Consider the following 25348-nt stretch of genomic DNA (forward strand, 5'->3'; position numbering starts at 1 on the left):
AGCCCTTTGGAATTGGGAAGGCTTCCCTGGCTGCACGCTGAACGAGGCGATCGGTGGACCCCCTCCATCGGTGGAGCGGGCGACGACTCCCGGTAGCTCGTCCCGGTTGGTGTCGAAACACCCCCACGCCGGTGAGGAAGATGAGCTGGACCCCACCGGTATCGCTCTGGGATCGGGAACACCCCCACGCTGGTGGGGAGGACTCTCGAAGTCGGTCGGCCTGGGCCTCCAGGGCCTTAAGTGGTGGCCAGGACAGCGCCGATGGGGCTGATGGCCGCGGCGGCGAGGGTGTCGCGATGGGTGTCGACGCCGATGACGCCGTCGACTTGTTCTGCAAGCATGGTCATACGGTTGTTCTCCTTGCGGCTGGACGGCCGTGGTCGGCGCCGGCCTGGGTGGAGTCACCGCGTGGCATAACTGTGATGAGTCACGTCGCAATGGCGGACAAGCTGCTGATCAAGCCAACGGGGTGGGCCAGGCCGACGCCGACGTCCGGCAGACATCTCGGGGGCACGGCAGGCTCTGACGAGCCGCCAATTACCGTTTCGGGTCATGCCGGAACGTCAACGCCGAGCCTGGCAGCAGCCCAACCCGGGCCGCAGTTGAACTATCACAATTACCGTTTTCGTAGCCCCGCAACGGGGCGACCGGCCTTCTTGGCATGACTACCTCCCCTTGTCGAGTGCATGGCCCGGGGGGTGGTGTCACCAGCTCCGGAGGCACTGACAGACCACTGATTAGGGGCATGACCACCGGCCTTTTCGCAGGTCGGGAGGCTCTTCGTAATGTGGATGTGGCGATCAGTGCCGTGGCAGGGCCGGTGAACAGCACCGAAGGATGCACGACGTGATCGATATCAGCGACATCGACGTCTACCTCGGCCTGGACGTCGGCAAGGGCGAACACCACGCCACCGCACTCACCCCGGCCGGGAAGAAGACCTTCGACAAGCGCCTTCCCAACAGCGAGCCCAAACTCCGCGAAGTCTTCGCCAAACTGCAGGCCAAGCATGGAACCGTCCTGGTCATCGTCGACCAGGTCGCCTCCATCGGAGCCCTGCCGCTGACCGTCGCCCGCGACCTGGGCTGCCACGTCGCCTACCTGCCCGGTCTGACGATGCGGCGGATCGCCGACCTTTATCCCGGCGAGGCCAAAACCGATGCGAAAGACGCGTTCATCATCGCCGACGCGGCCCGCGCGATGCCCCACACCCTGCGCTCGGTCGACCTCGACGACGACACCATCGCCGAACTGCAGATGATCGTCGGGTTCGACGACGACCTCGCCACCGAAGCAACCCGCCTGGCCAACCGGCTGCGCGGGCTCTTCACCCAGATCCACCCGCACCTGGAACGGGTCCTTGGCCCGCGCATGCAGCACCCGGCCGTGCTCAGACTCCTCGACCAGTTCGGCTCCCCGGCCCAGATCCGCAAGGCCGGACGCCGCCGGCTGGTCAGTCTGATCCGCCCAAAAGCACCGCGGATGGCCGAACGGCTGATCAACGACATCTTCACCGCGCTGGACGAACAGACCGTCGTCGTCCCGGGCACCGACGCCGCCAGCCTCATCGTCCCCAGCCTCGCCAACTCACTCCAGGCAGTGCTCGACCAGCGCAAACTGTTGGCCCACCGGATCGAGGAACTACTGGAGACCCACCCTCTTTCCAAGGTCCTGATGTCCATGCCCGGCATCGGCATCAGGACCGGCGCCCGCATCCTCATCGACGTCGGAGACGGCACCCGTTTCCCCAGCGCCGCCCACCTCGCCGCCTACGCCGGCCTCGCCCCAGCCACCAGAAGCTCGGGCTCCTCGATCCGCGGCGAACAACCCTCACGCAGAGGAAACAAGCAGCTCAAACGGGCCTTCTTCCTCTCCGCCTTCGCCGCCCTGGCCGACCCGGCCTCCCGCACCTAATCCATTGTTAAGAGCGTCCAGCTGGGGCCGTTGTCCCCAAGGACGTTCGAGTGCCGGATCGTGACATCTAGTGGCTGCCGGGCGGGCAACGCCTCGCTTTAGACAGGTGCGCGGTCTTGGTACTCACGGTGGTGGCGGTCGTGCAGTGCCGGATAGATGCCTGTCCCGCACTGGGCTTGGATGCCTCGTAGTAGATCGCGCAGTACTCGGCAGCTTCACGGCAGCCCCCACCGTCAACAACTACCGGCTTGATCACTCGTTGGTGTTGGTGGTGCGAGCCCGTCGCATGGTGACCTCTTGACAGGCCCGAGCTGTCTGAGCTCCTGCATAGACCGGGGCCCGTGCGGTGCGCTGGTGCCACGAACGACTAGTGAGGTGGAGGCACATCCGCGAGGCGGTTGATGCCTGGGATTAGGTCGCTCGCGTGGCCCGCATGCGCTCGTGACCAGCGCAAACACCAGCACATGGGAGAGAACCTTGATCTACTGCGGCATTGACTGGGCTGAGAAGACGCACGATGTCGCCCTGGTCGACGACACCGGCGCAGTGGTGGCCAAACGGCACATCACCGACGACGCGACCGGCTACAAGCTGCTCCTTGAGTTACTCGCCGAGCACGGCGACACCGAGGAAGACCCGATCCCAGTCGCGATCGAGACGTCCCGTGGCCTGCTGGTTGCTACCCTGCGCACCGGCAAGCGCAAGCTGTACGCGATCAACCCGATGGCCGCGGCTCGCTACCGCGACCGGCACTCCGTCTCGCGCAAGAAATCCGACCCCGGCGATGCCCTGGTCCTGGCGAACATCCTGCGCACTGACATGCACGCCCACCGCCCGCTGCCCGACGATTCCGAACTCGGCCGGGCCATCGCCGTCCTGGCCCGCGCTCAGCAGGACTCGCTCTGGAACCGCCAGCAGCTCGCCAACCAGCTCCGTTCCCTCCTGCGCGAGTACTACCCAGGCCTCTTGGAGGCCGTCGCAACCTGGAGCAACGGCCTGTGTCGCCCCGAGACTCGCGAAGTCCTGAAGACCGCACCCACCCCCACCCGGGCTGCACGGCTTACCCGCTCTCAGCTCCAGGCCGCCCTCAAGCGAGCCGGCCGTAAGCGGGGCGTCGAGGCGGAAGCCGACCGTCTCCGCGACATCCTCCGCGGCGACTGGGCCCACCAACCGCCGCTCGTCGAGGAAGCCCTGGGCAAGCAGATGCTCGCTCTCCTCCTCCAGTTGGAAGCCGCCTGCACCGCCGCCGACCAGCTCGCCGAAGCGGTGGAAGACGCATTCCCTCAGCATCCGGACGCCGAGATACTGCTGAGCTTCCCCGGGCTTGGCACCCAGCTCGGAGCCCGGATCCTCGCTGAGATCGGGGACGACCGCACCCGTTTCGCAGACGCCCGCGGCCTGAAGGCTTACGCGGGTTCCTCGCCTGTCACCAGGGCTTCCGGCAAGAAGTCGAGCATCACCCGGCGGTGGGTGAAGAACGACCGCCTCAACCACGCAGGCTACTTGTGGGCCTTCTCCGCACTCCGCGCCTCCGCCGGTGCCAACGGACACTACCGGCGACGACGCGAGCACGGAGATTGGCATGCAGCCGCTCAGAGGAATCTCTTCAACCGCATGATCGGCCAGCTCTACCACTGCCTTCAGCACCGTGCGCTGTTCGACGAGCAAACCGCCTTCCACGACCACCCCGCCGTTGCAGCGTGATGACTTGACACCGTGAGGTGTCTACTACGACAAGAAGATCACCCAGGGAAAGCACCACACCCAGGCCCTCCTCTGCCTCGCCCGACGCAGAGCCGACGTCCTCTTAGGGAGGCCGCCCAGCACACTGATCGGCGTCGGCGGTCTGGCACTACCGGGCGAAGAGGGCGCTCACGGTCTTGCCGCCGGATGTCCCGCGGGTCACGGCGGTGGCGCGGGCGAGGCGGTTGACCATGGACCAGCCGAATCCTCCGGTGCCGTCGTTCAGGTCCGGGGTTCGCATGCGCGGGGCCTTCGGGCTGCGGTCGTGCACGGACACCTCGATGCTCTCCGGGTGTGCGGTCAGCTCCAGGGTGCAGGTGCCGCCGCCATGGCGCAGGGCGTTGGTGACGAGTTCTGAGACCGCCAGGATCACTGTGTCGGCAGCATCGGCCACGACCGCCGGTCGTTGCAGCCTGTCGAGGAATTCCCGGGTGCTGCCGCGTGCGCCGGCGACGGATGTCGCGGAGCGGATGCCTGCGACGTCGATGCTCATCGTGCCCATGAGGGTCACCTTCGTCTCTGCCTGTCCGGTGCGCTTGCCCGGGCCCGCGGCCCCTAATCCAGCTATGACGATCCCGCGCCGCCTCCCATCGCTGTTCGAGGTCGATTACCTCACTGTCGAACACGCGGAAATCTATGTTGGCTGGAGTAGACATCGGGTGGTGGTGTGGCTATGGTTTCTCTCGTAGCCCAGAGAGACAGCAGGGCCTGGCAGAGATGAACTGCCGGGCAGTAGTACACGTAGGTGCAGTTCGCAGGACGGTGCGGTGGTGGAGTTCCGAAGCCAGGGTTGTTGCAGGACGGCGACGGGGCTGACGACCGGACCGGGTGGCTCGCAGTGATCAGGGGCCGCCGTGATCAGGACCGCAGTTCGGTAAGTGCAGTTCGCGGTACCCAGCAGTGATAGTGAGCAGCACCTTGGTGAAGGCGTCGGCTGCGGGCGCGCGCACCGGGAGGTTCGGCAGTGGGGTTCTAAGCCAGAGCGGATGCAGGAGTGGCGACGGGGCTGGCTGCCGGAGAGTGACGCTTACTCAGGTCACCAGCAGGTCGGCAAGTAGTTGTTCAAGAGGGAAAGAACGGAGGAGCCGAGCGCCATCAGGATCGCCCGGACGGAATGTTGAGTCCGGGTACCGCAGGACATCGATAGTGAGGTGGTCTCCGGTCAAGCAATCGCGATCCCAGCAGTCCCGACTTCATCTCGGTCGGGTCAGCGGAAACAGAAGGCCGACGCGGTAACAGGGTCGGCAGATGGTGTAGCAGTTCCTTCGGGGCCCGGGTGCCACACAGCACCCGGGCCCCTCCACGCGTTCCATAGAGAGGTGCAATGACAGCAGACGCTTCGTTCGGCCGTCTCGATGACGACGACTACCCCGCCTACACGATGGGCCGGGCCGCCGAGATACTCGGCACCACCCAGGGCTTCCTGCGCGCCATCGGCGAAGCCCGCCTGATCACCCCGCTGCGCTCCGAGGGCGGCCACCGCCGCTACTCCCGCTACCAACTGCGCATCGCCGCCCGCGCCCGCGAACTCGTCGACCAGGGCACCCCCATCGAAGCCGCCTGCCGCATCGTCATCCTCGAAGACCAACTCGAAGAAGCCCAGCGCATCAACGCCGAATACCGTCGCACCGCTGGATCAGCGAACCCGACGGCAGCGGGCTAATACGGCTGAGACCGGAGGCGTAGGGTCGGGCCCGCCTGAGTCGTCACGCCGTGCGCCGGTGGCCGGTCATCGCAGATGCCTGCATGGCGCCGATGCGCACGGGGTAGATGAACAACGCCGCGATCCCCTGTGGCCGTACTGATCGTGAAGGCCATGGTCGGCGATAGTGGCCGCGTCACACGCTACGTTGCATTCTGGGTGTCCCAATATCTGTGACCGCGGGATGAGAGTTCAATGCGCCGCGCTGGCAGTGTGTTTGCCGCGATGAAGAGAGTGCAATTGCCGACCGTACGTGGGCCGCTACCGCATGCTACTGTCGCTCTTAGTTGCAGTAGTGGTTCCCAAAAACTTCAACGCTTTTGTCGCTGTTTTTAGCCGCAGGAAGTGTTTTGTATTTCCGGTAATTTTCCGGGTGGGGCATCATCTCGGCGACCCGGTATCCGTAGATTGCGGGTCCCGGCGTACTGCCCCACAAGGAGATATGACATGGCGTCTGGCACTGTGAAGTGGTTCAACGCGGCCAAGGGCTTCGGCTTCATCGAGCAGGACGGTGGCGGCGCTGACGTGTTCGCCCACTTCTCGAACATCGCCGCCCAGGGCTTCCGTGAGCTCGAGGAAGGCCAGAAGGTGAACTTCGACATCGCCCAGGGCCAGAAGGGCCCGACGGCCGAGAACATCGTTCCCGCCTGACGCTGACGCGCACTTTGTAGCTGGGGCCCGCATCCCTCGGGGTGCGGGCCCCAGCTACGGACATTCCCCGGGGCTTACCTCGTGGGACACTGGCGCCCGCAGGTCCCTCCGGGGATGCTGGCCTCTTTGAAGCTGCACCCGTAGACGTCCGGTATTTCACGTCCGTATGACGTCACATTTCGTCGCCTGCACTTGCATGCACCGCATCCATTGCAGGCTGGATCTGCTTTCGCATTTCGTTCGGCCCGTTCTTGTGATTCCCTGCGCTGTTTTTCGTGCTGCGAGAATTCCTTGATGCGTGCCGTGTCAAGGAAGGTTCTGAATGAACCCCTCACGTACGAACGACCGTTCTTCCCGCGCACGCAGCCGTATTGGCGCGCCTGTTTCTGGCTCCGACGCCGGTTCGCACCGGGGCAGCCGCTTCGGCGCCCCCGCCCCGCGCCGTTCCGGAGGCCCGAGCCGCCCGGGAGGCCACGGTCGCCGGCACGCAGTAGCCCAGGGCGAGTTCGCCCTGCCGAACACGATCACTCCCGCGCTGCCCGCTGTCGAGGCGTTCGCCGATCTCGACATGCCCGAGCGGCTGCTGGCCTCGCTCACTGCGCACGGCATGCGCGTTCCGTTCCCGATCCAGGGGGCGACGCTGCCCAACACCCTCGCGGGCCGCGACGTACTCGGCCGTGGCCGCACCGGCTCGGGCAAGACCCTCGCTTTCGGCCTGGCTCTGCTGGCCCGCACCGCCGGACAGCGCGCCGAACCCGGCCAGCCGCTGGCTCTGATCCTTGTGCCGACGCGTGAGCTGGCGCAGCAGGTGACCGACGCACTGACGCCCTACGCCCGCTCGGTGAAGCTGCGCCTGGCCACCGTTGTCGGCGGCATGTCGATCGGCCGGCAGGTCAGTGCCCTGCGCGGTGGAGCCGAGGTCGTCGTCGCGACGCCCGGCCGGCTCAAGGACCTCATTGACCGTGGCGACTGCCGGCTGAACCAGGTCGGCATCACCGTCCTGGACGAGGCCGACCAGATGGCCGACATGGGCTTCATGCCGCAGGTCACCGCGCTGCTCGACCAGGTGCGTCCGGAGGGGCAGCGGATGCTGTTCTCCGCCACCTTGGACCGTAACGTCGACCTGCTGGTGCGCCGCTACCTGACCGACCCCGTGGTGCATTCGGTCGACCCGTCGGCCGGTGCGGTCACCACGATGGAGCACCACGTCCTGCACGTCCATGGCGCCGACAAGCACGCAGCCACGACCGAGATCGCCGCCCGCGACGGCCGCGTGATCATGTTCCTGGACACCAAGCACGCCGTCGACCGGCTGACCCAGGACCTGCTCAACAGCGGAGTACGGGCCGCCGCGCTGCACGGCGGCAAGTCGCAGCCCCAGCGCACCCGCACGCTGGCGCAGTTCAAGACGGGGCACGTCAGCGTGCTGGTGGCGACCAACGTCGCGGCGCGCGGCATCCACGTCGACGATCTCGACCTGGTTGTGAACGTCGACCCGCCCACCGACCACAAGGACTACCTCCACCGCGGCGGCCGCACGGCCCGCGCCGGCGAGTCCGGCAGTGTCGTCACCCTCGTCACACCGAACCAGCGCCGCGGCATGGTCCGCCTGATGACGGATGCCGGAATCCGGCCGCAGACCACGCAAGTCCGCTCGGGCGAGGAGGCTTTGAACCGGATCACCGGCGCCCAGACCCCGTCGGGAATCCCGGTCGTCATCACCGCACCGGTGGCCGAACGCCCCAAGCGCAGCGCCTCCTCGTCCCGAGGCCGACGCCGCCCTGCTTCGGCAGCCCGGCGCGCACCCGTACGCCGGCCCGTCATCGATGTGGCGGCCTAGAACTTTCGTGATCAGGAAGCTGACCCATCTCTGCAGGAGGCACCTTTTGACGCTGGTTCAGATGCAGCCCCGCCCGGCGAGTGCCAACCCCGTGCACGACGCGGTGGTTGAGGCCAGGGACGCGGCTGGACCGCAGGTCTGTGACGACATGAGTGTCGAGGTGGCGCTCTCCGTCATGACTGCCGCCCGCACGGGCCGGCTGGTCGTCTGCGACCAGGACGGCCAGCGCACCGGCCTGGTCACCCGGAGCGAACTCACCGCCGTCCGCGACGGCTCCGCCTACACGGACCGCGTCCGTCTCCGGGACATCATCGGCGATCACGGGACGTCCATCTCACCCGTGATCGCTGCCTCCGACGCCGAGCACGCGATGCGCTCCCGCCGGGTCGGGGCCCTGCCGGTGGTCGACGGGCAAGAGGGCGCCCTGCGCGTTCTTGCCCTCTCGCACTGAGCCGCCTCATCCAGGTCGGACCGTTCGCTCCTTCTCTCTGTGAGGCCACATGCGTTGTGTCATCGCCCGCTTCCCCTTCGACCTCACCAAGAGTGGCGTGCTGGAATCGATGAAGGGCATCAAGCCTGAACGAGGCAGCGGCGAATCGGTGATCATCGGTCGCCGCCACTACCCCGTCAAGCAAGTCGGCCAGGTCATCACACGCCAGGACCGGCGTGACTTCAGCGCCGCCGAAGTCCTTCGGGCCATGGCTCAGCTCGGCTTCACCTGTCGCACCCTCCCCACGGCCGCACCTGTACGCATCCTCAGCTCGGTCCAGCAGGCTTCCGCGATGCTCGGCACCCCCGTTTCCGTCTGACGGAGGAAACAGGTACGAGCCTGTACCTGGACGGCAGTGTGGGCCCGACCGGCGCGAGCCGGTCGGGCCCACACTGCATGCGGCGGGTTCTTGCTGAGTGGCTGCTCAGTGGTCGGAGTAGCTGAAGTCGCCCACGGTCCAGGTGCTGATGTCTTCGATCGCCACGCGGTACATCCCGCCCGTCTCGGGGATCCCCACGGTGCCCTGCAGGATCCGGGCGACATGGAAGTGCAGATACGTAGGCGGCCCGTCGTTCTTCGCGGGGACATTGAAGACGGTGGAGAACTCTGCCAAGCGCTCCGAATCCGTCAGCACCTCCGACACTCTCTGCCTCCACACTGCTTCGGGAGCAAGACGGCCGGTGATGACAGCACCACCGGTGACCACCGTCAGGGACATCTGGTTACTCTGCCCGGATTCCACCAGGGCTGCGACGTCAACGAGCAACTCGTCAGGCTTCGACATGCGCAAGATTGTATGTGTCGGCTGACCGGCTGCTTGAGCGGCGGTGCTGGGGAGCTACCGGGGAAGACAGGCGCCCACAGTCTTGCCGCCGGAGGCCAGGCGGGTAATCGCGGTGGAGCGGGCGAGGCGGTTGACCATGGGCCAGCCGAAGCCCCCGGTGTCGCCGTTCAGGTCAGGGGCGCGCATGCGCGGCGCATGCCGACTGGGGTCGTGGACGGCCACCGCGATGGTGTCAGGGTGCGCTGCCAGGTCCCACGTGCAGCGCCCTCCGCCGTGACGCAGGGCGTTGGTGACTAGTTCAGACACGACCAAGACCACGGTGTCCGCCGCGTCAGGGGCCAGAGTCGGCTGGCGCAGGCATTCGAGGAAGACCCGCGTCGTATCGCGTGCGTCGGCAACCGCCGTCGCAGAACGGTCGGTTGTGGCATTGACGGCCATCATGTTCATCAGGGTCACCCCGGTCTCTGATCGTCCGTGCCCGGCCTCTGCCGATCCGATCCCTGTGCCCTGCCCCTCCACCCGCAAGCACGCCGAGCCACAGTGCTTGCCGGAGAAAAGGCGGCCACAACCGACGCATGGCGGCTGGCGGCACGCTGCCGTGCGCCCGTGCCAGGCCCGCGTCACGGTGCTGGCCCACGGCCTGCTCGAGTGGGGCCGAACCCGCGGAGACGCTACCGGTCGGGTGGGAACAGGCAGGCGGGCGAGGGCTCGAGAGTCACCGCGGGCCCGGTGAAGCAGAACCTCGTCGAGGTACTGAGGCAGCTGCCAGAGCTCCAGTCTGCGCATTGCGGCACCGTCCCGGCCTCACAGGAAGCTGGACGGCTGCGCGGCCCGTGGGCCACTCGCGGGCCGGACCTGAGCGCCGGCGCTGCGTCGACCATCCATGGACCAGTCAGGGTGGGTTACCTCTTATTCGAGCGCACAGAAATCTATGCCCGCTGGAGTAGACATTGGGTGTTGGTGTGGCTATGGTTTCTCTCGTAGCCGAGATCGAGCAGAGCCTGGCAGAGATGAACTGCCGGGCAGCAGTACCCGTAAGTGGAGTACGCAGGACGGTGCGGTCGTGGAGTTCCGAAGCCAGGGTTGTTGCAGGACGGCGACGGGGCTGACGACCGGACCGGGTGGCCCGCAGTGATCAGGGGCCGCCGCGTGAGCAGTACCGCAGGGTGAGCAAGTGCAGTTCGCGGTACCCAGCAGTGAAGTCAAATGAGCAGCACCTTGGTGAAGGCGTCGGCTGCGGACGCGCGCACCGGGAGGTTCGGCAGTGGGGTTCTAAGCCAGAGCGGATGCAGGAGAGGCGACGGGGCTGGCTGCCGAAGCGTGGCGCTATAAAAGGCCACCAGTGGTTCGCATCACCAGCAGTACGTAGGAGAGCAGTATCAGCAGTAGGCAAGTGAAGTGATCCCAGAGGGGAACGGAGGGGCCGAGCGCCATCAGGATCGCCTGGGCGGAAGTGATGAGCCCGGGTACCGCAGGACATCGATAGCGAGGTGGTCTCCGGTCACGCATCCGCGATCCCCGCATTCCTCGCCCTCTCCCGGGTGGGTCTGCGGAACAAGTAGGCCGGCGCAACACTAGGGCCGGTAGATGGTGTAGCAGTTCCTTCGGGGCCCTGGTGTCAGTACGACACCAGGGCCCCTCCACATGTTCCACAGAGAGGCGAGATGACAGCAGACGCTTCGTTCGGCCGTCTCGATGACGACGATTACCCCGCCTACACCATGGGCCGGGCCGCCGAGATGCTCGGCACCACCCTGGGCTTCCTGCGCGCCATCGGCGAAGCCCGCCTGATCACCCCGCTGCGCTCCGAGGGCGGCCACCGCCGCTACTCCCGCTACCAACTGCGCATCGCCGCCCGCGCCAGGGAACTCGTCGACCAGGGCACCCCCATCGAGGCCGCCTGCCGCATCGTCATCCTCGAAGACCAACTCGAAGAAGCCCAGCGCATCAACGCCGGCACACCGGCTGCGGCCTGAGGTGAGCATCCGCCGGCGCCGGCAGGCACGATCCCGGTGTGCGGAGTGATCATTTCTATGGTGACGTGGAGTGCGGGCGTGTAGCGTCTGCGTCAGCTGTCGTGGTTCGGAATTCCCCTTTGCCCACGCTCTTTGGCGTGGGCATTTTGCTGTGTTGTGCCGCAGGAACCAGGGCGATCACCTCTGCCTCCCACATGGAGTGGAAGGCATTCATCGACTGGAAGGCATGACTATGGCTACGGGGACTGTGAAGTGGTTCAACGCGGAGAAGGGTTTCGGCTTCATCGCTCAGGACGGTGGCGGCCCGGATGTCTTCGCGCACTACTCCGCGATCAACTCCTCCGGCTTTCGTGAGCTCCAGGAGGGCCAGGCCGTGACGTTCGACGTCACCCAGGGCCAGAAGGGTCCGCAGGCCGAGAACATCAACCCCGCCTGACCGCTCGGCCTCACCCGAGGGCTCGTGCCCTCCACGTCCGGTGACTGCCGCAGCCCCGTGCGGGCGTCCTTTCAGCCGGACCATGGGACCCGTTGCCACGCCGGGCGTCGACAGGACTCCTGGTAAGCAGGATCAGGGCCGCGCAGCAATGGCTGCGCGGCCCTGATCCGTTGAGGCGGGCCTGGGGGCGGCCTTGGTCGGCGATGTACGATTTTGCCGATCGGCCGGGCGGGAGGCCACGGTCCGGTTGCCGGCGCGCAGCTTGTCGGCCGCCTCAGGTTGTTGCTCGGAAGCGGCAGGGACACCGAGACCGATATGCCGGGGCACGAGGCCGGGGCTGTCGCATGTCGTCCCGGTGCGGGCGCCCCGCGCCCTGTGCGGATGTCGTGCAGCGCGGAGGGAACAGACGATCAGACTCTGGTCCAGGCGTCGAGGAAGGCTTTCCGTCCAGCAAAATCGTCTGACCTGCGGTCCGCATGCAGGACGCGCCAGGCGGTGAGTTCGAGATCTCTGAGCCACAGTTCTCCGATGACCTGTGTCTTGAGGTCGGGAAAATGGTCGGACTCGGCTAGAGCCTGACCGATCACCTCGCCTGCCGCGACGCGCTGGGAAGGGGTCATCTCGTCGACGGCCGAGAGGATCTGTCGGGCCAGGGCGGTTCCTTCTCCCTCCAGGGAACGCAGCACCAGTGCCTTGATATTGACCGGTAGCAGGTATGCGGTGCCCGAAGACCTCCACAGGTCCGACCAGAAGGGCTCTCCCTCCTTCGTGGGGGAAGGCAGCGCGGCCAGCAGCCCGAGGAGATGACCGGTGGCCGCATAGCCACCGGAGTGGGCCGCTGCGACGACTGCGACGCTGGCGACGCCCTCCACATCAAGATGGCTGGCTTCGAGACGCGAAGCCAGTCCCAACTGGTGTTCCAGCTGCAGCGCGAGGGGGGTGGACAGGTGGAGGCGGACCTCAGGAAGCATCGGCGATCCTTGCGCGTAGACGGGCGGAGATACTCGTTCGGAAGCCCTGATCGTTCCCATGACCGGCCGATCTACTCGGTTTGGAAGGCCCAATTGGCCGCAGTGCCAGCGGGGATGTGGTTCACACGGTGGCGGAGCAGCCCCTGACCGGCGACGTGGGCCAGAGGCTGGGGGCCGGCCTCCCATGATCCTGTCCGGGTGAGATCTCCTAGCATGACTGCATGGTTGCCACTGACGCCCAGGAGCCCGGGGGAGGGCGGGAAGCTGTGTCCCGCGACGCCGCTGAAGTCGAGTGCGGTCACCTCGCCTCAGCACGTCGAGAACGCCGTGACGACGGGCTGCCTTGCACATCACAAGGGAACGAGTCGGGCGGTGAGGCGCACCCGGTTGCTGCTGTGGTGGAGCGGGCGGCCGACCTGATCGAACCGATCAAGCCGAGGCTGCGTGGCTGGCTCCATGCCGGAATGGTCCCCGCCGCGCTGATCGCAGGCGTCGTACTCACCTGCCTGGCCCGCACTCCACAGGCGGTCCTGGCCTGCGCCGTGTACTCGGTCACCGCCTTGCTGCTGTTCGCAACGAGCGCCATCTACCACCGCGGCACCTGGGGACCGATCGGCGAGGCTCTTCTGCGGCGCCTCGACCACGCCAACATCTTCCTGATCATCGCCGGCACCTGCACCCCCCTGGCCGTGCTCCTTCTCCCGCCGGACCAGCGGCCCGTGCTGCTGTGGATCGTATGGGCGGGCGCATTGGCCGGCATCGCCTTCCGGGTCCTGTGGGTCGCAGCCCCGCGCTGGCTGTACACCCCGTGCTACCTGATCCTGGGGTGGGCGCCGGTGCGCTACCTGCTCGACTTCCTGCACACCGGCGGAGTGGCCGTACTCGTCCTGATCGTGGCCGGCGGTCTCCTCTACAGCGCGGGCGCGGTGGTCTACGCCCTCCAGCGGCCCGACCCCTCACCCCGCTGGTTCGGCTTCCACGAGGTCTTCCACGCGCTGACTGTGGCAGCTTTCGCGGCGCACTACACCGCCATTTCCCTGGCTGCTTACTGACTGGCTCGGCCTGTGCCTGCGGCGGGGCCAGAGGGCGGCCGGAGCTGACTAGCGCAGCAGCCCTCGGGTCGTCGGTGGGGTGGTCACCCTCGCCCGTCGCGGGGGCGATGCTGCCCGACAAGGGCGCCTATGAGGAGCCGTCATGATGCGCCGGGTCCATAGAGAATGCGCTCCGTCTGGCCCGGAGATACCCCCGAGACATCTGAAGGACGGCGACGTCGGTGTGGGCCGCTTCGAGATGCGTCGGACAGTGGCTTGCACCGTCCGATCCCCGCTGTACGAGGTTGAATGCCTCACTGTTGAACACACGAAAATCTCCCTTGGTCAGAGTAGACATTGGGTGGCAGTGTGGCTATGGTTTCTCTCGTAGCCGAGATCGAGCAGAGTCTGGCAGAGACGAACTGCCGGGCAGCAGTACCCGTAGGTGCAGTACGCAGGACGGTGCGGTGGTGGAGTTCCGAAGCCAGGGTTGTTGCAGGACGGCGACGGGACTGACGACCGGACCGGGTGGCTCGCAGTGATCAGGGGCCGCCGTGAGCAGTTCACAGTTCACGCAAGTGCAGTTCGCAGTACCCAGCAGTGAAATCAAGTGAGCAGCACCTTGGTGAAGGCGTCGGCTGCGGGCGCGCGCGCCGGGAAGTTCGGCAGTGGGGTTCTAAGCCAGAGCGGATGCAGGAGAGGCGATGGGGCTGGCTGCCGAAGCGTGGCGCTTACTCAGGTCACCAGCATGGCCATGCAGTTCGCGAGATAAGCAGTACGCAGTTCCGTAAGAGAGCAAGTGATCCAAGAGGGAAGAACGGAGGAGCGAGGCGCCATCAGGATCGCCCGGACGGAATGTTGAGTCCGGGTACCGCAGGACATCGATAGTGAGGTGGTCTCCGGTCAAGCAACCGCGATCCCCGCAAGCCCGACGACTTCCAGGTCGGGTCAGCGGAAACAGCAGGCCGGTGCAGTAAGAGGGCCGGCAGATGGTGTAGCAGTTCCTTCGGGGCCCGGGTGCCAGTACCGCACCTGGGCCCCTCCACGCGTGTTCCAGAGAGGTGAAGATGACAGCAGACGACTCGTTCAGCCGTCTCGATGACGACGATTACCCCGCCTACACCATGGGCCGGGCCGCCGAGATGCTCGGCACCACCCAGGGCTTCCTGCGCGCCATCGGCGAGGCCCGCCTGATCACTCCACTGCGCTCCGCGGGCGGCCACCGCCGTTACTCCCGCTACCAGCTGCGCATCGCCGCCCGCGCCCGCGAGCTGGTCGACCAGGGCACCCCCATCGAGGCCGCCTGCCGCATCGTCATCCTCGAAGACCAACTCGAAGAAGCCCAGCGCATCAACGCCGAACACCGCCGCACCACCGGATCAGTAAACCCGGCGACCACAGGCTGAATGAGAAGGCGGAGACGCGCGGCTTCCCGGCTTAGGCGTAATCGGTGTCGGCGGGTGCGTTGGCCGGCATGGAACGGATCTTCAACCGCCCCTGGCAGCTGTCACCCTCGCAGCACTACTGATGTGGGCGTGACTCTTGACGACACCGCCTGGCGGGGTATCGGAGCACTCTTCAAGTCACCGACCAGGAGTGGACCTTTCCGTTCGCGACGGCGCGGAGGCGTCGGCGAGGTCGGCGCCGGTGTCGGCGTCGCGCCGGGAGTGGCCGGTGCCGTGCCAGTCCAGGCACATGACGGTCGCGTCGTCATGCAGGTGGCCGTCGTTGACGTCGACAATTGCCGCGATCAGGGTGTGGGCGGCCTCGCGGGGATGCAATGCGCGGGTGCGCACGATCAGGTCCGACAGATCGAGGCTGTCGGCGTTGCGCTCCAGCATGCCGTCGGTGAGCATCACCAGCCGGTCACCAGGGCGCAGGTCCAGCGACTGAACCCGGTAGGCGTGGGGGACCTGGAAGCCGAACGGCATGTCGACCTCCGGAGTGATCTCCTGCACCTGCCCGTCCCGCATGCGCAGCGGCCAGGGGTGCCCTGCGTTGATGAACTCGCTCTTGCCGTCGACCAGGCTGATACGAAGCAGCTGACCGGTGACATAGCTCTGGCCGCCGTGCTCGCGCACGGCCTGGTCGGCCTGGCAAGCCTGTTCGGCGAGGTCGGCACCGGCCCGCCGCGCCCGGCGCAGGGCGCCGACCAGGAGGGTGGCCAGCAGCGCGGCGCCGACGTCGTGCCCCATGGCGTCGGTGACGGAAAGCTGCATGGTGTCCCGGTCGACGACGTAGTCGAAGGTGTCACCTCCGACGTGGTCGGCGGGCTCCAGCGCGCCGGCGACCGCGAATTGCGCCGCCTCGCACGCCAGCGACGCGGGGAGTAGCCGGTGCTGGATCTCCGCGGCCAGGCTCAGTGGGGTGGTGCGCCGTCCCCACTGGTACACGTCGGTGTAGGACCGGTTCGCGATGACGATGTACGCCAGCGCGTGCGCGGTCTCGCCGATCTCCCGCATCACCTCCGCGTCCGGTGCCGAGGGCAGGAACAGTTCGAGGAGTCCGATGGCGTCCCCGCGGTTGGTCACCGGGGCGACGACCCGTGCCAGTGCGCCCCCGGCTTTGGCCTCCACATACGGCCGCTGGGTGCGGATCACGTCGTCGTACAGGGAGCCCCGCAGCCTGATGCGGCGGGCGGGCTCACCAGTCTCAACGCTGCCCGCCACCCCTAGCCGTACGACCGAGCTGCCGGTGAAATCGGTGATGAGAAACGACACCGACGCGGCCCCGAGGCGCTCCTTGAGCGTGTGCGCGACCACGTCGAGTGATTCCACGGGCGCAGCGGTCTCCGCCGCCGCCAGCGCCTCCGCCAACGTCAGTGCCCTGCGGCCACCCACGCTCTCGGGACTACGAGTGGTCGGCCCACCGTCCGCGTCAGGCCCGTATTCGGTCACGATGACTCCTCGCTGCTCGCGGCGTTCAGGGGCTCATTCCTGCGGTGGGCGCTGGGACAGTGTCGCTGCCGGGCAGATGATATTGCACTACAGGGCCACTGAACGGCACGTCTGCCGGACACAGACACAGACACAGACACGGGCCCGTGCCCTCGCTGGCTGCCGGGCCACTTCGACGACGTCGTCGACCATCTCGGCGTCGAAGCACTTGGCCTGGGCCCGCATGTTCTCTATGAGGACCGGGCCTCGACGCCCTCGGGGGAGCCGGGGAAGTTCTCGACCTAGGGGGGCGTGGTCAGTGAGCCGCCCACGAAGATTGAGCTGCCGGAGAGCTGGGGCTTCAGGTTGGCGCGGGCGGTGTAGAGGGCGGCGGTATATCCGGCGGGTATCGATGACCTCGCGTATGACGTCCCCCTCAGTCATCGTGCTCACGCATTCTGCTGGGCGTCGATCTCGGCGATGAGGGCTTCGACGCGGGTCTTGATCTCGTCGCGGATGGGGCGCATGGCTTCGACGCCCTGGCGGCCAGCAGGGTCTTCCAGTGCCCAGTCGAGGTACTTCTTGCCGGGGAAGATCGGGCAGGCGTCGCCGCAGCCCATCGTGGTGACGATGTCGGCGGCCTGGACGACCTCGTCGGTCAGCGGCTCTGGGTAGGCGTCGGCGAGGTCGATGCCCGCTTCGACCAGGGCCTGGGCGACGCCCCGCTCCACCTCACCGGACAGGGTCGTACCTGCGGAGGACACCGTGACCCGGTCTCCGGCGCGGTGAGCCAGGAGCGTGGCGGCCATCTGCGAGCGTCCGGCGTTGTGGCTGCAGACGAACAGGAGGCCGGTTGTGAAGCAACCTGAACCGAGTTATCGGTCTCTGCGCTGCATCGTGATCGGCCGGAGTCAGATACGGGATGTCCCACGAGTTGGGACTGAGCATGCTCAGTATTTCTGGGTGGGGGTGCGGTGGCGGGCGGGAGGATGGGTAGGTGCCGTCCCAGGCCCACCGCCCGCCTCCGGAACCACCTTCACCACGGATTAGGGGCCTGTCGATGGTTGTGGCGCCCTCACGATTCTGACTGCCTGACGCGGCCCGGTACCGGCAACGCGACGCACTATCGGACCGGGCATGTCCGGTTCCAGTTCGGCCTTGTCCGATACGTCGCCTGCTCCGCAGAACCGTCGTCGCGCTGCGGGGGGGGGTGTTGGGAGTGGACACGCACTGGGATGCCCATGTGGCTGCGGTGCTCTCTGTGATGGGGACAGTGTTTGGCACCGGCGAGCTCCCGGTCACTGCGGCGGGATAGCGCGATCTACTGAAGTAGCCCAGGAAGTGGGGAGCCGTGAATCGGCCCGGTAGGTCTTCCACCTGGTCAAACAGCTACAGTCAGGACCCCGCTCATAGGGGCTGTGACAGATGCGTGACACACGTGACAAGCAGAAGCCCCCGCGGAGTATCCGGACGCTGTTGGTTGATTCCGGGGCCGCCGTCGTGTTCAAAGGACGCGGCGGCATCCCCGGTTTCGGTAACCGGGGATCCGCTGATACGGTGCCGCCCCTTGGCGCGGATGTTCTTCCCTGGTGCGTCGCCGAGAAAGGATGCGGACGAGGCGACATCAGCAGACTGCTTCCAACGTCACTGTTCCGATTCCCTGTAGAACCTGCGATAAGCAGCCTGCTGAATCTCGGGGCTCGGGGACTTCAGGCGCTGCGCTTCTTGCTTCTTCAGCCATTCCTGGGGGCAAGCGATATCGATCGGGAGCATGTTGATCTCGGCAGGCAGTCCCTCAAGTTCGGCGTGGGCTTTGACTTCCTGTTGAAGCGCCTGGATGGCGGCGTGACGGGTGGGGTGTGGCCCCGTTGCGATCCGGGTCAGTGGTTCTCTGCCGGTCCATCGGCCAGTCTCGGTTTTGTCTAGCACTGCAGCCAGGCGTATGGGGCGGCCCTTGATGCTGAGTTCGAATGGGTCGATGAGGGGCCACCGGTCGAGCACTTCAGGTTGCCGGTTGACGTGTTCAGTAGTGCGTTCGTGGAGGGTGGCGAAGGCTTCGTGTTCGGTTTCGCCTTCGCCCCAGGTCTCAGTTTCTACGCAGAGGGCGCGGAAGACGCCGATGTCGCCCCGAGTGATAACGGCGGTCATGCGACGCTGGCGTCGTGAATCGAAGACCTTGCCTGGGGTCGGGTCGAGTTGAGGGATCCCGAGTGAGAGAGCCCTTGCCGCACCTTGGCTGATGGTGCCTGGGTGTCCGATCCGCTCCAGGGCGTCGTGCTGATCGGGGGTGATCTCGACGGGGAGTTTGGCGGGTTCCAGCGGGCCGATGGAACCGTTTTCCCTCTCGCCCCATCCGATGGTGACGCCGGACCACATGTCCTTTAAGCGTTGGAAGTTGACCGCGCGTACATTATCGAGAAGGTTGGCCCCGAATTGGTCCTCGGCACCGGCCACAATGGCAGCCGCGTCGATGCGGGGCATGGCCCCAAGCGCCAGAGCGATGTCGGCCAGCTTCTTGGCCCAGCCATCAAGAGTGGTGATGTGCTCGACACGGTTGCGGTACAGGGCGTTGTAGGTGCTGTGTCGCACTCCGTCGGAGACTGCCTCTTCAGCAACGGCTTCGCCGGTCATCCCAGTGATGTCGCGGCGCCGGCGCAGATCGTGTGCCGCCCGTCCAGTGAGGGTGATCGTCAAGGTGAGGTCGCTGTAGTCGTGGTCGATGTCGCGCATGAGGTATCTCTTCCGGGCGGGTTTCAGAGGTGGCACAGGACGCTTTGGACGATGGGAGCCTCTTGCTCGACGGGGTAGCCACGATCGAGGCAGCCCTGAGCGAGCGCTGCCGCCGGCCCGGACAGGGCGGCAGAGAGCCCTTCCCAGACCGGGCTGTCTGGGGCCCACGGGCGTTGCCGCACATGGTGGGTGGATGCTGCGTCGCACAGCACGCTCCGAGCTTGGGCTCTGGAGGCGATGCTCTGGTAGATGGCGGTGGCGATCCGGACGCCGCCGAGGTCCGCGTCGGGGGCGATGATGATCTTTGTTGCTTGGTCGGCGAGGGTCGAGATCTGCTCGATGACAGCGGTGCTGGGCATGCCGGCGCAGTAGACGATCCCAATGTCCCTGGTCGCTGTGTTGCTGACGAGGGTGTCGCAGAGGGTCTCGGCGGCCTGCAGGTTCTCGACGACGACCAGGCGGTCCCCGGTGAGGGAGAAGGACAGGTTGGACTGCTCGGCGCGGAAGAGGACAGGGCCCCGCAGCAAGTCGAGGCTCAGGAGAGCGTGGGCTATTCGACAGGTGATGGCCCCGCCGGCTCCGATGCGGCTGTCGCGTCGCAGCCCCAGCGCGATGACTACTGCCCGGGTGACGCCACTGGCCTCCAGAACGGAACGAGCGTCGTCCCAGGTCTTGGTGTGGCCGGTGTGGACTTGCGAGAAGGCGCGGGCATTGGGGTGCACGATGCCGTCACAGAGGTCCTGGGCGACTGCGATGAGGATGCGGGTGCGCTTCGGAGCCGGGGTGGGGCAGTCCAGTTCATGGCGTAAGGCGAGGAGCACGCTTTCGAAGTCATGGTCCGTCAGTCCCCGAACGGCATCAGATTCGGCTGGTCCAGGGGGTCCTCCGTGGGCCGCCAAGGCTTCCAGCGCGTGTTGAGACTGAGCACGCAACCGGGTTCGACGCGCGCTCCTAGCGGTAGTCTCCCCTTCTGCTGCGTGTGCTGCGGCCTGGGTGCGGTACCAGCGCAGGGGGCGGCCGAGGGCCATGTCGCGCGTGATCCGGCAGCGTATGACGATGGCCCCAGCACGGGCCAGTTCGAGGGCCAAGGGCCACGCGCGCTCGCCGTACCGGCCCTGTATCGCGGCCCAGGAGCGGTGAGCTCCTTCGAGGACGAAGCGGCGGTCTCCGCCTTTTACCAGGACGTCAAGGGCTGAAGCGTCCAGTGCCATCACCGGTGCACCGGCTTCAAGATCGACCTCTGAATAGCGTGGCAGGCCAGTCGTGGAAGCCATGATGGCGCGGTGGGTGCCATCGTCTTGGCGACGGGTGGGGACGACGGCGCGGCAGACCAGACCGGGTGGGGTGTTGGAAGAGCGGACTTCCGGGCGGGGCGGCTGCATGGTCACCACCAGCTCCGCCCGGCGAGCAAGATCTCCATGGTCAGTTCGACGCGGTCGCCGTGGCGGTCATAGCCGAACATCCGGGTGGGGGCGTTGAGGGCGTCAGTGTGGCTGGGATAGGAGAAGTACAGAAGTTCTCCGCAGTGCTCGGCCGCGTCGTCGAAGAGGGATTCCTGACAGGTGCCCAGGACGGTGATGCCGTGCTCGTGCGCGCTGCGTGCAAGCGCGCTGAGGACCTCTTGGCGATGGTGAGAGCCGAGGGAGTCGCCAAGCTCGTCCAGAATGAGCAGTCGACCGCGCGGGTGCGGTGAGGCGAGAAGCGCTGCCAGCACCAGGTGGATCGAGAAGAGCTTCTCTTGGGCCGAGTTGGTGACGTTGTCGTAGGGCAGCAGATGGCCGTTCGGGGTCCGCCGCCAGTACGGTGTCACCTCGCAGCGCCACATGTCCTGAAGGCTGGGCGGCGGGATGAGGGTGCGGCGTAGCTCGACGCCGTACAGGCCAGCCTTCCTGTTGAGTTCAGCCAGCGCGTCTTCGATGTCCTGCAGGGCTTGGTCGAGACGCAGGGCAATGCCGCCCTGCATGGTGCGCAGGCTCTCGCGGAGCGCCGCTGTGGTCTGTTCGCCGAAGGCGATGCGGTCGGCACGGTCGGCGCGTTCCTGCCGGATCCGGTCGGCCGCAGACGCGTCCGAGTCGGCAAAGCGGTCCAGCCAGTCCTGCAGGGCCTGAGCAGGGGCCTCGAAAGCCGTGGCGTCGGCGAAGCGCCGGCTTCCGGTGTCGTCGGCCGGATTGTCACGGAGCCGGACGGTGTCTTCGAGTTCGGCGGTGGGGGCGCCTGCACCGGTTTCGGTGTCGACACCGACAGCATCGAGCGCGCGCTCAAGGTGGTGGCCGGCGTGCTGGCGCAGTCTGCTCTCGGTTCGGCGTTCTGCCTCTGGCCCGTGATCGGGTGATGCGGTGGTCCAGTGGAGCGCCCGCAGCGCGGTGTCACGGTCGCGACCGTGTTCTTGCCAGTAGCTGATGTCGAGTTCATCGATCTGCTTCTGGACGTCTTCATGCTCTTTGGCCGCGCGTTCTTCGCTAGCCTTGGCCTGCTCGACCGCGTTCTTGGCCTGGCCGCGCTGGTACTCGATGGTGGCCTGCGCGATACCGGCGTCCCTCCAGGCGGTGTCCGCATCGCGCAGAGAGAGCTCGCACTCTGCCACGCGCTGTTGCAGCACCGCGAGTTCGCGTTCGACCTCCTGTCGGCGCGAGCGCAGCTCGGCGGCACGGACGCTGGCTTCGAGGCGCCGGACGAGGTCTTCACTGTGCTCCTGGGCAGCAACTGCTTCGTCGCGCTGCTGACGAGCGAGGGACAGGGACTGTTCAGCGAGCTCCACGGCGGCCCGCAGGCGGGCGAGGAAAGCGATGCGGCCGGTGATCGGCTCCGTGAACCCACCCAGTACGTACAGGCCAAGGGCGTCATCGACTGCAGTGTCAGGCGTGTGCTCCAGGTGCAGGCGCGTGGCGAGAGTGTCCAGGAACCCGCGGACCGACGCGTGTTCCGGTCCTGCCATTTCCGGTACGGCAAGGAGCACCGCACCGGGTTGGCCGGCCAGGGCCGTACGGGCAGCGGGGATGTCTGTCCGGGCGATGCATACGGCGTCGCGGTACAGGGTCAGCCGGGCCTCCCAGTCGTGGCGCGTCTCGGCAGGCAGATCGAGGCCATCCAGTAGGCCGGCGGCGGTGAGACCAGCGTCGTGCAAGATGTTGATGGTCTTTCCGGCGGCGCCGTAGCGGCCCTCTTCTGCGTCTGCGAGGTCGTGCTGGGCTGTCTGTTGAATGTGGTCCGCGTTGGTGAGGCGGGCCTCTGCGGCGATGACCTGCTGGCAGGCGGCAAGCGACTCGCGACGGGCGTCTTCCAGGTTGCCTCGTACCCCGGCTGCGGTCTCCTGTGCCTTCCGCAGTAACTGATTCAAAGATCCGAGCCGGTGGCGTTCAGCACCCGCATCAGCGCGCACCTTGCCGAGTTGCCGCTCGGCTTCCTGCTTGGCCTCGCTAGCCTCTTGGAGCAGTTGCACAAGCTGTGCGGGATCCTCCACAGCTTGTTCCGCTGCTCTCGCTTCCTGCCGGTCGCGCCTGGCATCTGCGAGGGCATCGGCATGCTCGTTCGATTCGGATTGCAGGTGATCGGTGCGCTCCAGGGCATCGAGCAGTCTGCGGGCGTAGTGCAGGGCCCAGAGCACTTGCGCGTGGGTGAGCTCCTCACGGGCAGTGTTTCGCTGACTCAGGGTGCGAAGGACCCGCTCCTCGTCAGTGTGGCTCTCGATGTCATCGTGGCGTGTGGTCTCAAGGTCGCCTTCCGCCTGGCTCAGATCGCGGCTCAGGGACGCGTCCGTGTCCAGGAGGGTGCCACGGCCGGTGAGTTCGATCAGAGCGGCGCCGATCCCGGCCGGGGTGAACAAGCCGGTGTCGAGCTTGAGGAGGGACGGCCCGCCACGGCGCTTCCCCCGGGAGGTCAAGAAGGCCAGGCAGCGAGGGACAGGTCCGTACAGTGCGGTGGCGTACTGGGTGGCGCCCAGCGCCGACGTGGACGGGAGGTTCCGGTACAGACCGACGGCTTCGTCATGGCGTTCGATGTCGTCCGGGGCGGTGGCGAGACAGACCCCAGGGGCGTGCCTTACCTCGACATAGGTAGGTGTGGCGGAGAGCTTCACCCATACGGTGTGGGCCGTGGCCGGGACATCGTCCGGGTCCGCGAAGAGTCCAGCGACATAGCCGGTTGTCGCAGGGGCGTACCCCCGTGCTCCGATGCCTGCGGTCCGCGGTTCGAAGAGCAGGTCTGCAACGGCGGCTGGCCCGCTGCTGTGCATCCGCCATTCCGGATCGCCCAACAGCAGCGCGACTGCCGCCAGCCAGCTCGTCTTTCCCGACTCGTTCGAATCGTCGGGTCCCTTGCCGGACACGGCGGCGAAGCATCCGGGAATGAGCCCCACCGCAGCAGACGTATGCCGGGCGATGTCAAAGGTCTGGACGCACAGCAGTTGCCGGTCGCCGATGATGCCCAGGCTGACGGGAACATCGTCCGAGGGTTGTTCCGTAGCCGACGGGAACGGGCGTGTCATGGCTCAACCTCCCCTCGGGGGCGGACCTGGGCAGGTGGTGTCTGTTCCTGGCGGCGTCGGCGGATTGCCCGCGAGTACATCGAGTCGGGCTCGGCGACCAGGACCAGGTCCTCCCATAGCCGAGCGGACTGTTTATCGGTCAGCCGCAGCAATGCCGGCCCCGGGAGCAGACTGCGGTGGAAGCCTTCTCGCAGCAGCCGGCGTGCTTTGAGGCGGCGTATCGCTGGCCGGAGTTGCTCGTAGGTGGCGTACGGGTTGGTGTACAGCTCGTCGGTGCTGGTGCCGGGGCCGTCGGCGAGCCAGGAGGCCGAGCGATGCTCGCCTCTTGCCCTGGGTGCTGCGACGGTGCGCAGCAGCACCATGATCAGAACCGCGCGGTCGACGGGCGGCAAAACACCGATGCCTTCCCCGGCCAAGCGGGCAGCCACGCTGTCTTCGTAGCCGCTGGTGTACCCGGTTCGGCCGTGCGCCTCGCGGATCAGCAGTACGCGCCCGAGCCCGGCCAGCCTGCGGGCCACAACCGCCCGCAGGGCATCGGACTGCAGGGCGGGAAACGGCTCGCTGGGGACCAGCCCGTCCGCAGTCTCTACCGCGGCGATGGCGGAGCACACACGCGCCTCGTCGAGATCGGAGAGCGGTACCTCATTCATCGTAGTCCTCCCGGACCTCCGAGCCGAGCCCGACGCCCGGCAGCTGGTCGTGGAAGCGGCGCATCGTCTCGGTGAAGGTGGCAGGCAGTGCTGCCACCGCCGGGCCCAGTCGCAAGCGGGTCCCGTCACTCACGACGAGCAGCAGCAACCGCAGTTCACCGTCGAGGGCGCCCTTGACCCACTTCCGGTCCATGCCGATATCGCCGGCGGAATCGGCTATCTCGGCCCGGGTGAACGGGCAGCCCGGGTAGGGAGGCAGGTGCAGGTCGGGCCAGGCCCGTGCGAGACAAAGCGCGAAGGTGATGGTCTGGGTGGCGGTGAGCCGGGCGATCGGATAGGTCCCCAGCTCTTCGGGCACGGGAGAATCCGCCCAGCCGAGCACCAAGGCGCGGCCCAACTCCCCTGGCCGTCCCGCAGTGCCGACCGGGGTCGGCCAAGGGCCGTCGCACTCCACCAGCAGTCGCCCCGCCACACGGGCCGTCCGGTCGGCCAGGGCCAACAGTTGGGGCGGGAGGCCCGTGGGTCCAACGATGCCGTCGGCGCGTGCTGCCGCGAGGATCAGGACAGCGTCAGGACTCTTCACGGTGCCCTCCCACCGGGAGGCCCTGCGGTTCCAGCACCGTAGGAGGGACGGTGCGATACACGGTGACTGGGTGGAGATACGTCACCCACGCGTCGCGGTCGACGATCAACTGGTCGCCGATCTGCACCCGGAACGGAGCGTGAGGATCGGCATCCAGCATGATCAGGTCCGCCAGCATGCGGGCGGCCCGCGGCCAACGCGAGCGACGCAGCTCCTCTGTCACCTCGGCCCTGTCCCGCTCCAGGAGCAGACGCTCGGCAGCCCGCGTACGCCGCGTGCGTTCGCGTTGCGTACGAGCCGCCGCTGCACCGAAAGGGTCACGCTCCGGTGTCCCCGTGGGCATTGGCGGGCGATAGCGCACCCGGTGGCGCGGTGCGAACTCGTCCAACGTATCGATCACGGCACCGGCATCCAGCCATACTTGTGGCGCATCGACCACCAGCACGCCCGCGGCTTCAGCCAGCCGTTCAAGCGGAGCCTTCGGGCCT

The 25348-nt window shown here is 66.9% G+C and carries 22 protein-coding genes and 2 pseudogenes; 11 read left to right on the forward strand and 13 right to left on the reverse strand.

Translation table 11 applies throughout. The annotated features are described in order from the left end of the window. Nucleotides 1–846 precede the first annotated feature (846 nt). Nucleotides 847–1908, forward strand: a pseudogene (locus QBL25_RS36305) (IS110 family transposase); the annotation flags it as partial. 447 nt (nucleotides 1909–2355) lie between these two features. Continuing rightward, nucleotides 2356–3618, forward strand: coding sequence for an IS110 family transposase (locus QBL25_RS36310; RefSeq protein ID WP_409061198.1), 1263 nt, complete (start codon nucleotides 2356–2358; stop codon nucleotides 3616–3618). Between the two features lie 148 nt (nucleotides 3619–3766). Here QBL25_RS36310 and QBL25_RS36315 read toward each other — a convergent pair whose 3' ends face one another. Continuing rightward, nucleotides 3767–4159, reverse strand: coding sequence for an ATP-binding protein (locus QBL25_RS36315; protein WP_409061199.1), 393 nt, complete (start codon nucleotides 4157–4159; stop codon nucleotides 3767–3769). 822 nt (nucleotides 4160–4981) lie between these two features. On the opposite strand from QBL25_RS36315, the gene QBL25_RS36320 reads away from it, so the two are divergent. The 5 genes from QBL25_RS36320 (at nucleotide 4982) to QBL25_RS36340 (ending at nucleotide 8659) form a co-directional block, all read left to right on the forward strand. Then, nucleotides 4982–5320, forward strand: a complete 339-nt coding sequence (locus QBL25_RS36320) for a MerR family transcriptional regulator (RefSeq protein WP_409061200.1) — start codon at nucleotides 4982–4984, stop codon at nucleotides 5318–5320. A 486-nt stretch (nucleotides 5321–5806) separates the two neighbouring features. Next, nucleotides 5807–6010, forward strand: a complete 204-nt coding sequence (locus QBL25_RS36325; protein WP_409061201.1) for a cold-shock protein — start codon at nucleotides 5807–5809, stop codon at nucleotides 6008–6010. A gap of 322 nt (nucleotides 6011–6332) precedes the next feature. Continuing rightward, on the forward strand, nucleotides 6333–7850 hold the full coding sequence (locus tag QBL25_RS36330; RefSeq protein ID WP_409061202.1) for a DEAD/DEAH box helicase: 1518 nt from the start codon (nucleotides 6333–6335) through the stop codon (nucleotides 7848–7850). A gap of 46 nt (nucleotides 7851–7896) precedes the next feature. After that, entirely contained in the window at nucleotides 7897–8301 is a 405-nt protein-coding gene (locus QBL25_RS36335; RefSeq protein WP_409061203.1) for a CBS domain-containing protein, read from the forward strand. 49 nt (nucleotides 8302–8350) lie between these two features. Next, nucleotides 8351–8659, forward strand: a complete 309-nt coding sequence (locus QBL25_RS36340; protein ID WP_409061204.1) for an SCO5918 family protein — start codon at nucleotides 8351–8353, stop codon at nucleotides 8657–8659. A 105-nt stretch (nucleotides 8660–8764) separates the two neighbouring features. On the opposite strand, the gene QBL25_RS36345 is transcribed toward QBL25_RS36340, so the two are convergent. Further along, nucleotides 8765–9124 (reverse strand): hypothetical protein, encoded by a 360-nt coding sequence (locus tag QBL25_RS36345; RefSeq protein WP_409061205.1) that lies wholly within the window; start codon nucleotides 9122–9124, stop codon nucleotides 8765–8767. Nucleotides 9125–9178: 54 nt separating this feature from the next. Further along, complete coding sequence (locus tag QBL25_RS36350; RefSeq protein WP_409061206.1) at nucleotides 9179–9571, reverse strand: ATP-binding protein; 393 nt, start codon at nucleotides 9569–9571, stop codon at nucleotides 9179–9181. Nucleotides 9572–10788: 1217 nt separating this feature from the next. Here QBL25_RS36350 and QBL25_RS36355 point away from each other — a divergent pair. Both QBL25_RS36355 and QBL25_RS36360 read left to right on the forward strand, forming a co-directional pair. Next, entirely contained in the window at nucleotides 10789–11100 is a 312-nt protein-coding gene (locus QBL25_RS36355) for a MerR family transcriptional regulator (RefSeq protein ID WP_409061207.1), read from the forward strand. A gap of 232 nt (nucleotides 11101–11332) precedes the next feature. Next, nucleotides 11333–11536, forward strand: coding sequence for a cold-shock protein (locus tag QBL25_RS36360; protein WP_019072426.1), 204 nt, complete (start codon nucleotides 11333–11335; stop codon nucleotides 11534–11536). A 410-nt stretch (nucleotides 11537–11946) separates the two neighbouring features. On the opposite strand, the gene QBL25_RS36365 is transcribed toward QBL25_RS36360, so the two are convergent. Continuing rightward, nucleotides 11947–12507 (reverse strand): hypothetical protein, encoded by a 561-nt coding sequence (locus QBL25_RS36365; RefSeq protein ID WP_409061208.1) that lies wholly within the window; start codon nucleotides 12505–12507, stop codon nucleotides 11947–11949. A gap of 398 nt (nucleotides 12508–12905) precedes the next feature. Between QBL25_RS36365 and trhA the strand changes: the two genes are divergently transcribed. Together trhA and QBL25_RS36375 are read left to right on the forward strand one after the other, a co-directional pair. Continuing rightward, nucleotides 12906–13559 (forward strand): PAQR family membrane homeostasis protein TrhA, encoded by a 654-nt coding sequence (gene trhA, locus QBL25_RS36370; RefSeq protein ID WP_409062906.1) that lies wholly within the window; start codon nucleotides 12906–12908, stop codon nucleotides 13557–13559. Between the two features lie 1046 nt (nucleotides 13560–14605). Continuing rightward, nucleotides 14606–14944 carry a MerR family transcriptional regulator gene (locus tag QBL25_RS36375; protein ID WP_409061209.1) on the forward strand — a complete coding sequence of 113 codons (339 nt, stop codon included), beginning with the start codon at nucleotides 14606–14608 and terminating at the stop codon, nucleotides 14942–14944. 177 nt (nucleotides 14945–15121) lie between these two features. Here QBL25_RS36375 and QBL25_RS36380 read toward each other — a convergent pair whose 3' ends face one another. From QBL25_RS36380 to QBL25_RS36420, 9 genes and pseudogenes are all read right to left on the reverse strand, one after another. Continuing rightward, complete coding sequence (locus QBL25_RS36380; protein ID WP_409062907.1) at nucleotides 15122–16360, reverse strand: PP2C family protein-serine/threonine phosphatase; 1239 nt, start codon at nucleotides 16358–16360, stop codon at nucleotides 15122–15124. A 243-nt stretch (nucleotides 16361–16603) separates the two neighbouring features. Further along, nucleotides 16604–16854: pseudogene (locus QBL25_RS36385) on the reverse strand (NAD(P)/FAD-dependent oxidoreductase); the annotation flags it as partial. Nucleotides 16855–16863: 9 nt separating this feature from the next. After that, a complete protein-coding gene (locus QBL25_RS36390) occupies nucleotides 16864–17223 on the reverse strand; it encodes a phosphotyrosine protein phosphatase (RefSeq protein ID WP_409061210.1) in 360 nt (119 codons plus the stop codon). An 835-nt stretch (nucleotides 17224–18058) separates the two neighbouring features. Next, nucleotides 18059–19144 (reverse strand): hypothetical protein, encoded by a 1086-nt coding sequence (locus QBL25_RS36395; protein WP_409061211.1) that lies wholly within the window; start codon nucleotides 19142–19144, stop codon nucleotides 18059–18061. Nucleotides 19145–19167: 23 nt separating this feature from the next. Further along, entirely contained in the window at nucleotides 19168–20526 is a 1359-nt protein-coding gene (locus tag QBL25_RS36400; protein WP_409062908.1) for a DUF2399 domain-containing protein, read from the reverse strand. A 2-nt stretch (nucleotides 20527–20528) separates the two neighbouring features. Next, nucleotides 20529–23627, reverse strand: a complete 3099-nt coding sequence (locus QBL25_RS36405) for a hypothetical protein (protein ID WP_409061212.1) — start codon at nucleotides 23625–23627, stop codon at nucleotides 20529–20531. Further along, nucleotides 23624–24277: a hypothetical protein gene (locus tag QBL25_RS36410; RefSeq protein WP_409061213.1), complete on the reverse strand. Its 654-nt coding sequence runs from the start codon at nucleotides 24275–24277 to the stop codon at nucleotides 23624–23626. Before QBL25_RS36410 ends, QBL25_RS36405 begins: the two co-directional genes overlap by 4 nt. Further along, nucleotides 24270–24860: a hypothetical protein gene (locus QBL25_RS36415; protein WP_409061214.1), complete on the reverse strand. Its 591-nt coding sequence runs from the start codon at nucleotides 24858–24860 to the stop codon at nucleotides 24270–24272. Before QBL25_RS36415 ends, QBL25_RS36410 begins: the two co-directional genes overlap by 8 nt. Beyond that, a complete protein-coding gene (locus tag QBL25_RS36420) occupies nucleotides 24847–25305 on the reverse strand; it encodes a hypothetical protein (RefSeq protein ID WP_409061215.1) in 459 nt (152 codons plus the stop codon). Before QBL25_RS36420 ends, QBL25_RS36415 begins: the two co-directional genes overlap by 14 nt. Nucleotides 25306–25348 lie beyond the last annotated feature (43 nt).

The sequence above is a fragment of the Streptomyces sp. SYP-A7185 genome (assembly GCF_046103685.1).
Taxonomy (GTDB): Bacteria; Actinomycetota; Actinomycetes; order Streptomycetales; family Streptomycetaceae; genus Streptomyces.

Bases quoted from the DNA above. Each gene is read 5' to 3' on its own strand.
- QBL25_RS36315 (WP_409061199.1), bottom strand. From the start codon at position 4,159: ATGGGCACGATGAGCATCGACGTCGCAGGCATCCGCTCCGCGACATCC.
- QBL25_RS36355 (WP_409061207.1), top strand. From the start codon at position 10,789: ATGACAGCAGACGCTTCGTTCGGCCGTCTCGATGACGACGATTACCCC.
- QBL25_RS36350 (WP_409061206.1), bottom strand. From the start codon at position 9,571: ATGAACATGATGGCCGTCAATGCCACAACCGACCGTTCTGCGACGGCG.
- QBL25_RS36410 (WP_409061213.1), bottom strand. From the start codon at position 24,277: ATGAATGAGGTACCGCTCTCCGATCTCGACGAGGCGCGTGTGTGCTCC.
- QBL25_RS36405 (WP_409061212.1), bottom strand. From the start codon at position 23,627: ATGACACGCCCGTTCCCGTCGGCTACGGAACAACCCTCGGACGATGTT.
- QBL25_RS36345 (WP_409061205.1), bottom strand. From the start codon at position 9,124: ATGTCGAAGCCTGACGAGTTGCTCGTTGACGTCGCAGCCCTGGTGGAA.
- QBL25_RS36365 (WP_409061208.1), bottom strand. From the start codon at position 12,507: ATGCTTCCTGAGGTCCGCCTCCACCTGTCCACCCCCCTCGCGCTGCAG.
- QBL25_RS36360 (WP_019072426.1), top strand. From the start codon at position 11,333: ATGGCTACGGGGACTGTGAAGTGGTTCAACGCGGAGAAGGGTTTCGGC.
- QBL25_RS36375 (WP_409061209.1), top strand. From the start codon at position 14,606: ATGACAGCAGACGACTCGTTCAGCCGTCTCGATGACGACGATTACCCC.
- QBL25_RS36320 (WP_409061200.1), top strand. From the start codon at position 4,982: ATGACAGCAGACGCTTCGTTCGGCCGTCTCGATGACGACGACTACCCC.
- QBL25_RS36390 (WP_409061210.1), bottom strand. From the start codon at position 17,223: ATGGCCGCCACGCTCCTGGCTCACCGCGCCGGAGACCGGGTCACGGTG.
- QBL25_RS36395 (WP_409061211.1), bottom strand. From the start codon at position 19,144: ATGCGCGACATCGACCACGACTACAGCGACCTCACCTTGACGATCACC.
- QBL25_RS36330 (WP_409061202.1), top strand. From the start codon at position 6,333: ATGAACCCCTCACGTACGAACGACCGTTCTTCCCGCGCACGCAGCCGT.
- QBL25_RS36325 (WP_409061201.1), top strand. From the start codon at position 5,807: ATGGCGTCTGGCACTGTGAAGTGGTTCAACGCGGCCAAGGGCTTCGGC.
- QBL25_RS36340 (WP_409061204.1), top strand. From the start codon at position 8,351: ATGCGTTGTGTCATCGCCCGCTTCCCCTTCGACCTCACCAAGAGTGGC.
- QBL25_RS36400 (WP_409062908.1), bottom strand. From the start codon at position 20,526: ATGCAGCCGCCCCGCCCGGAAGTCCGCTCTTCCAACACCCCACCCGGT.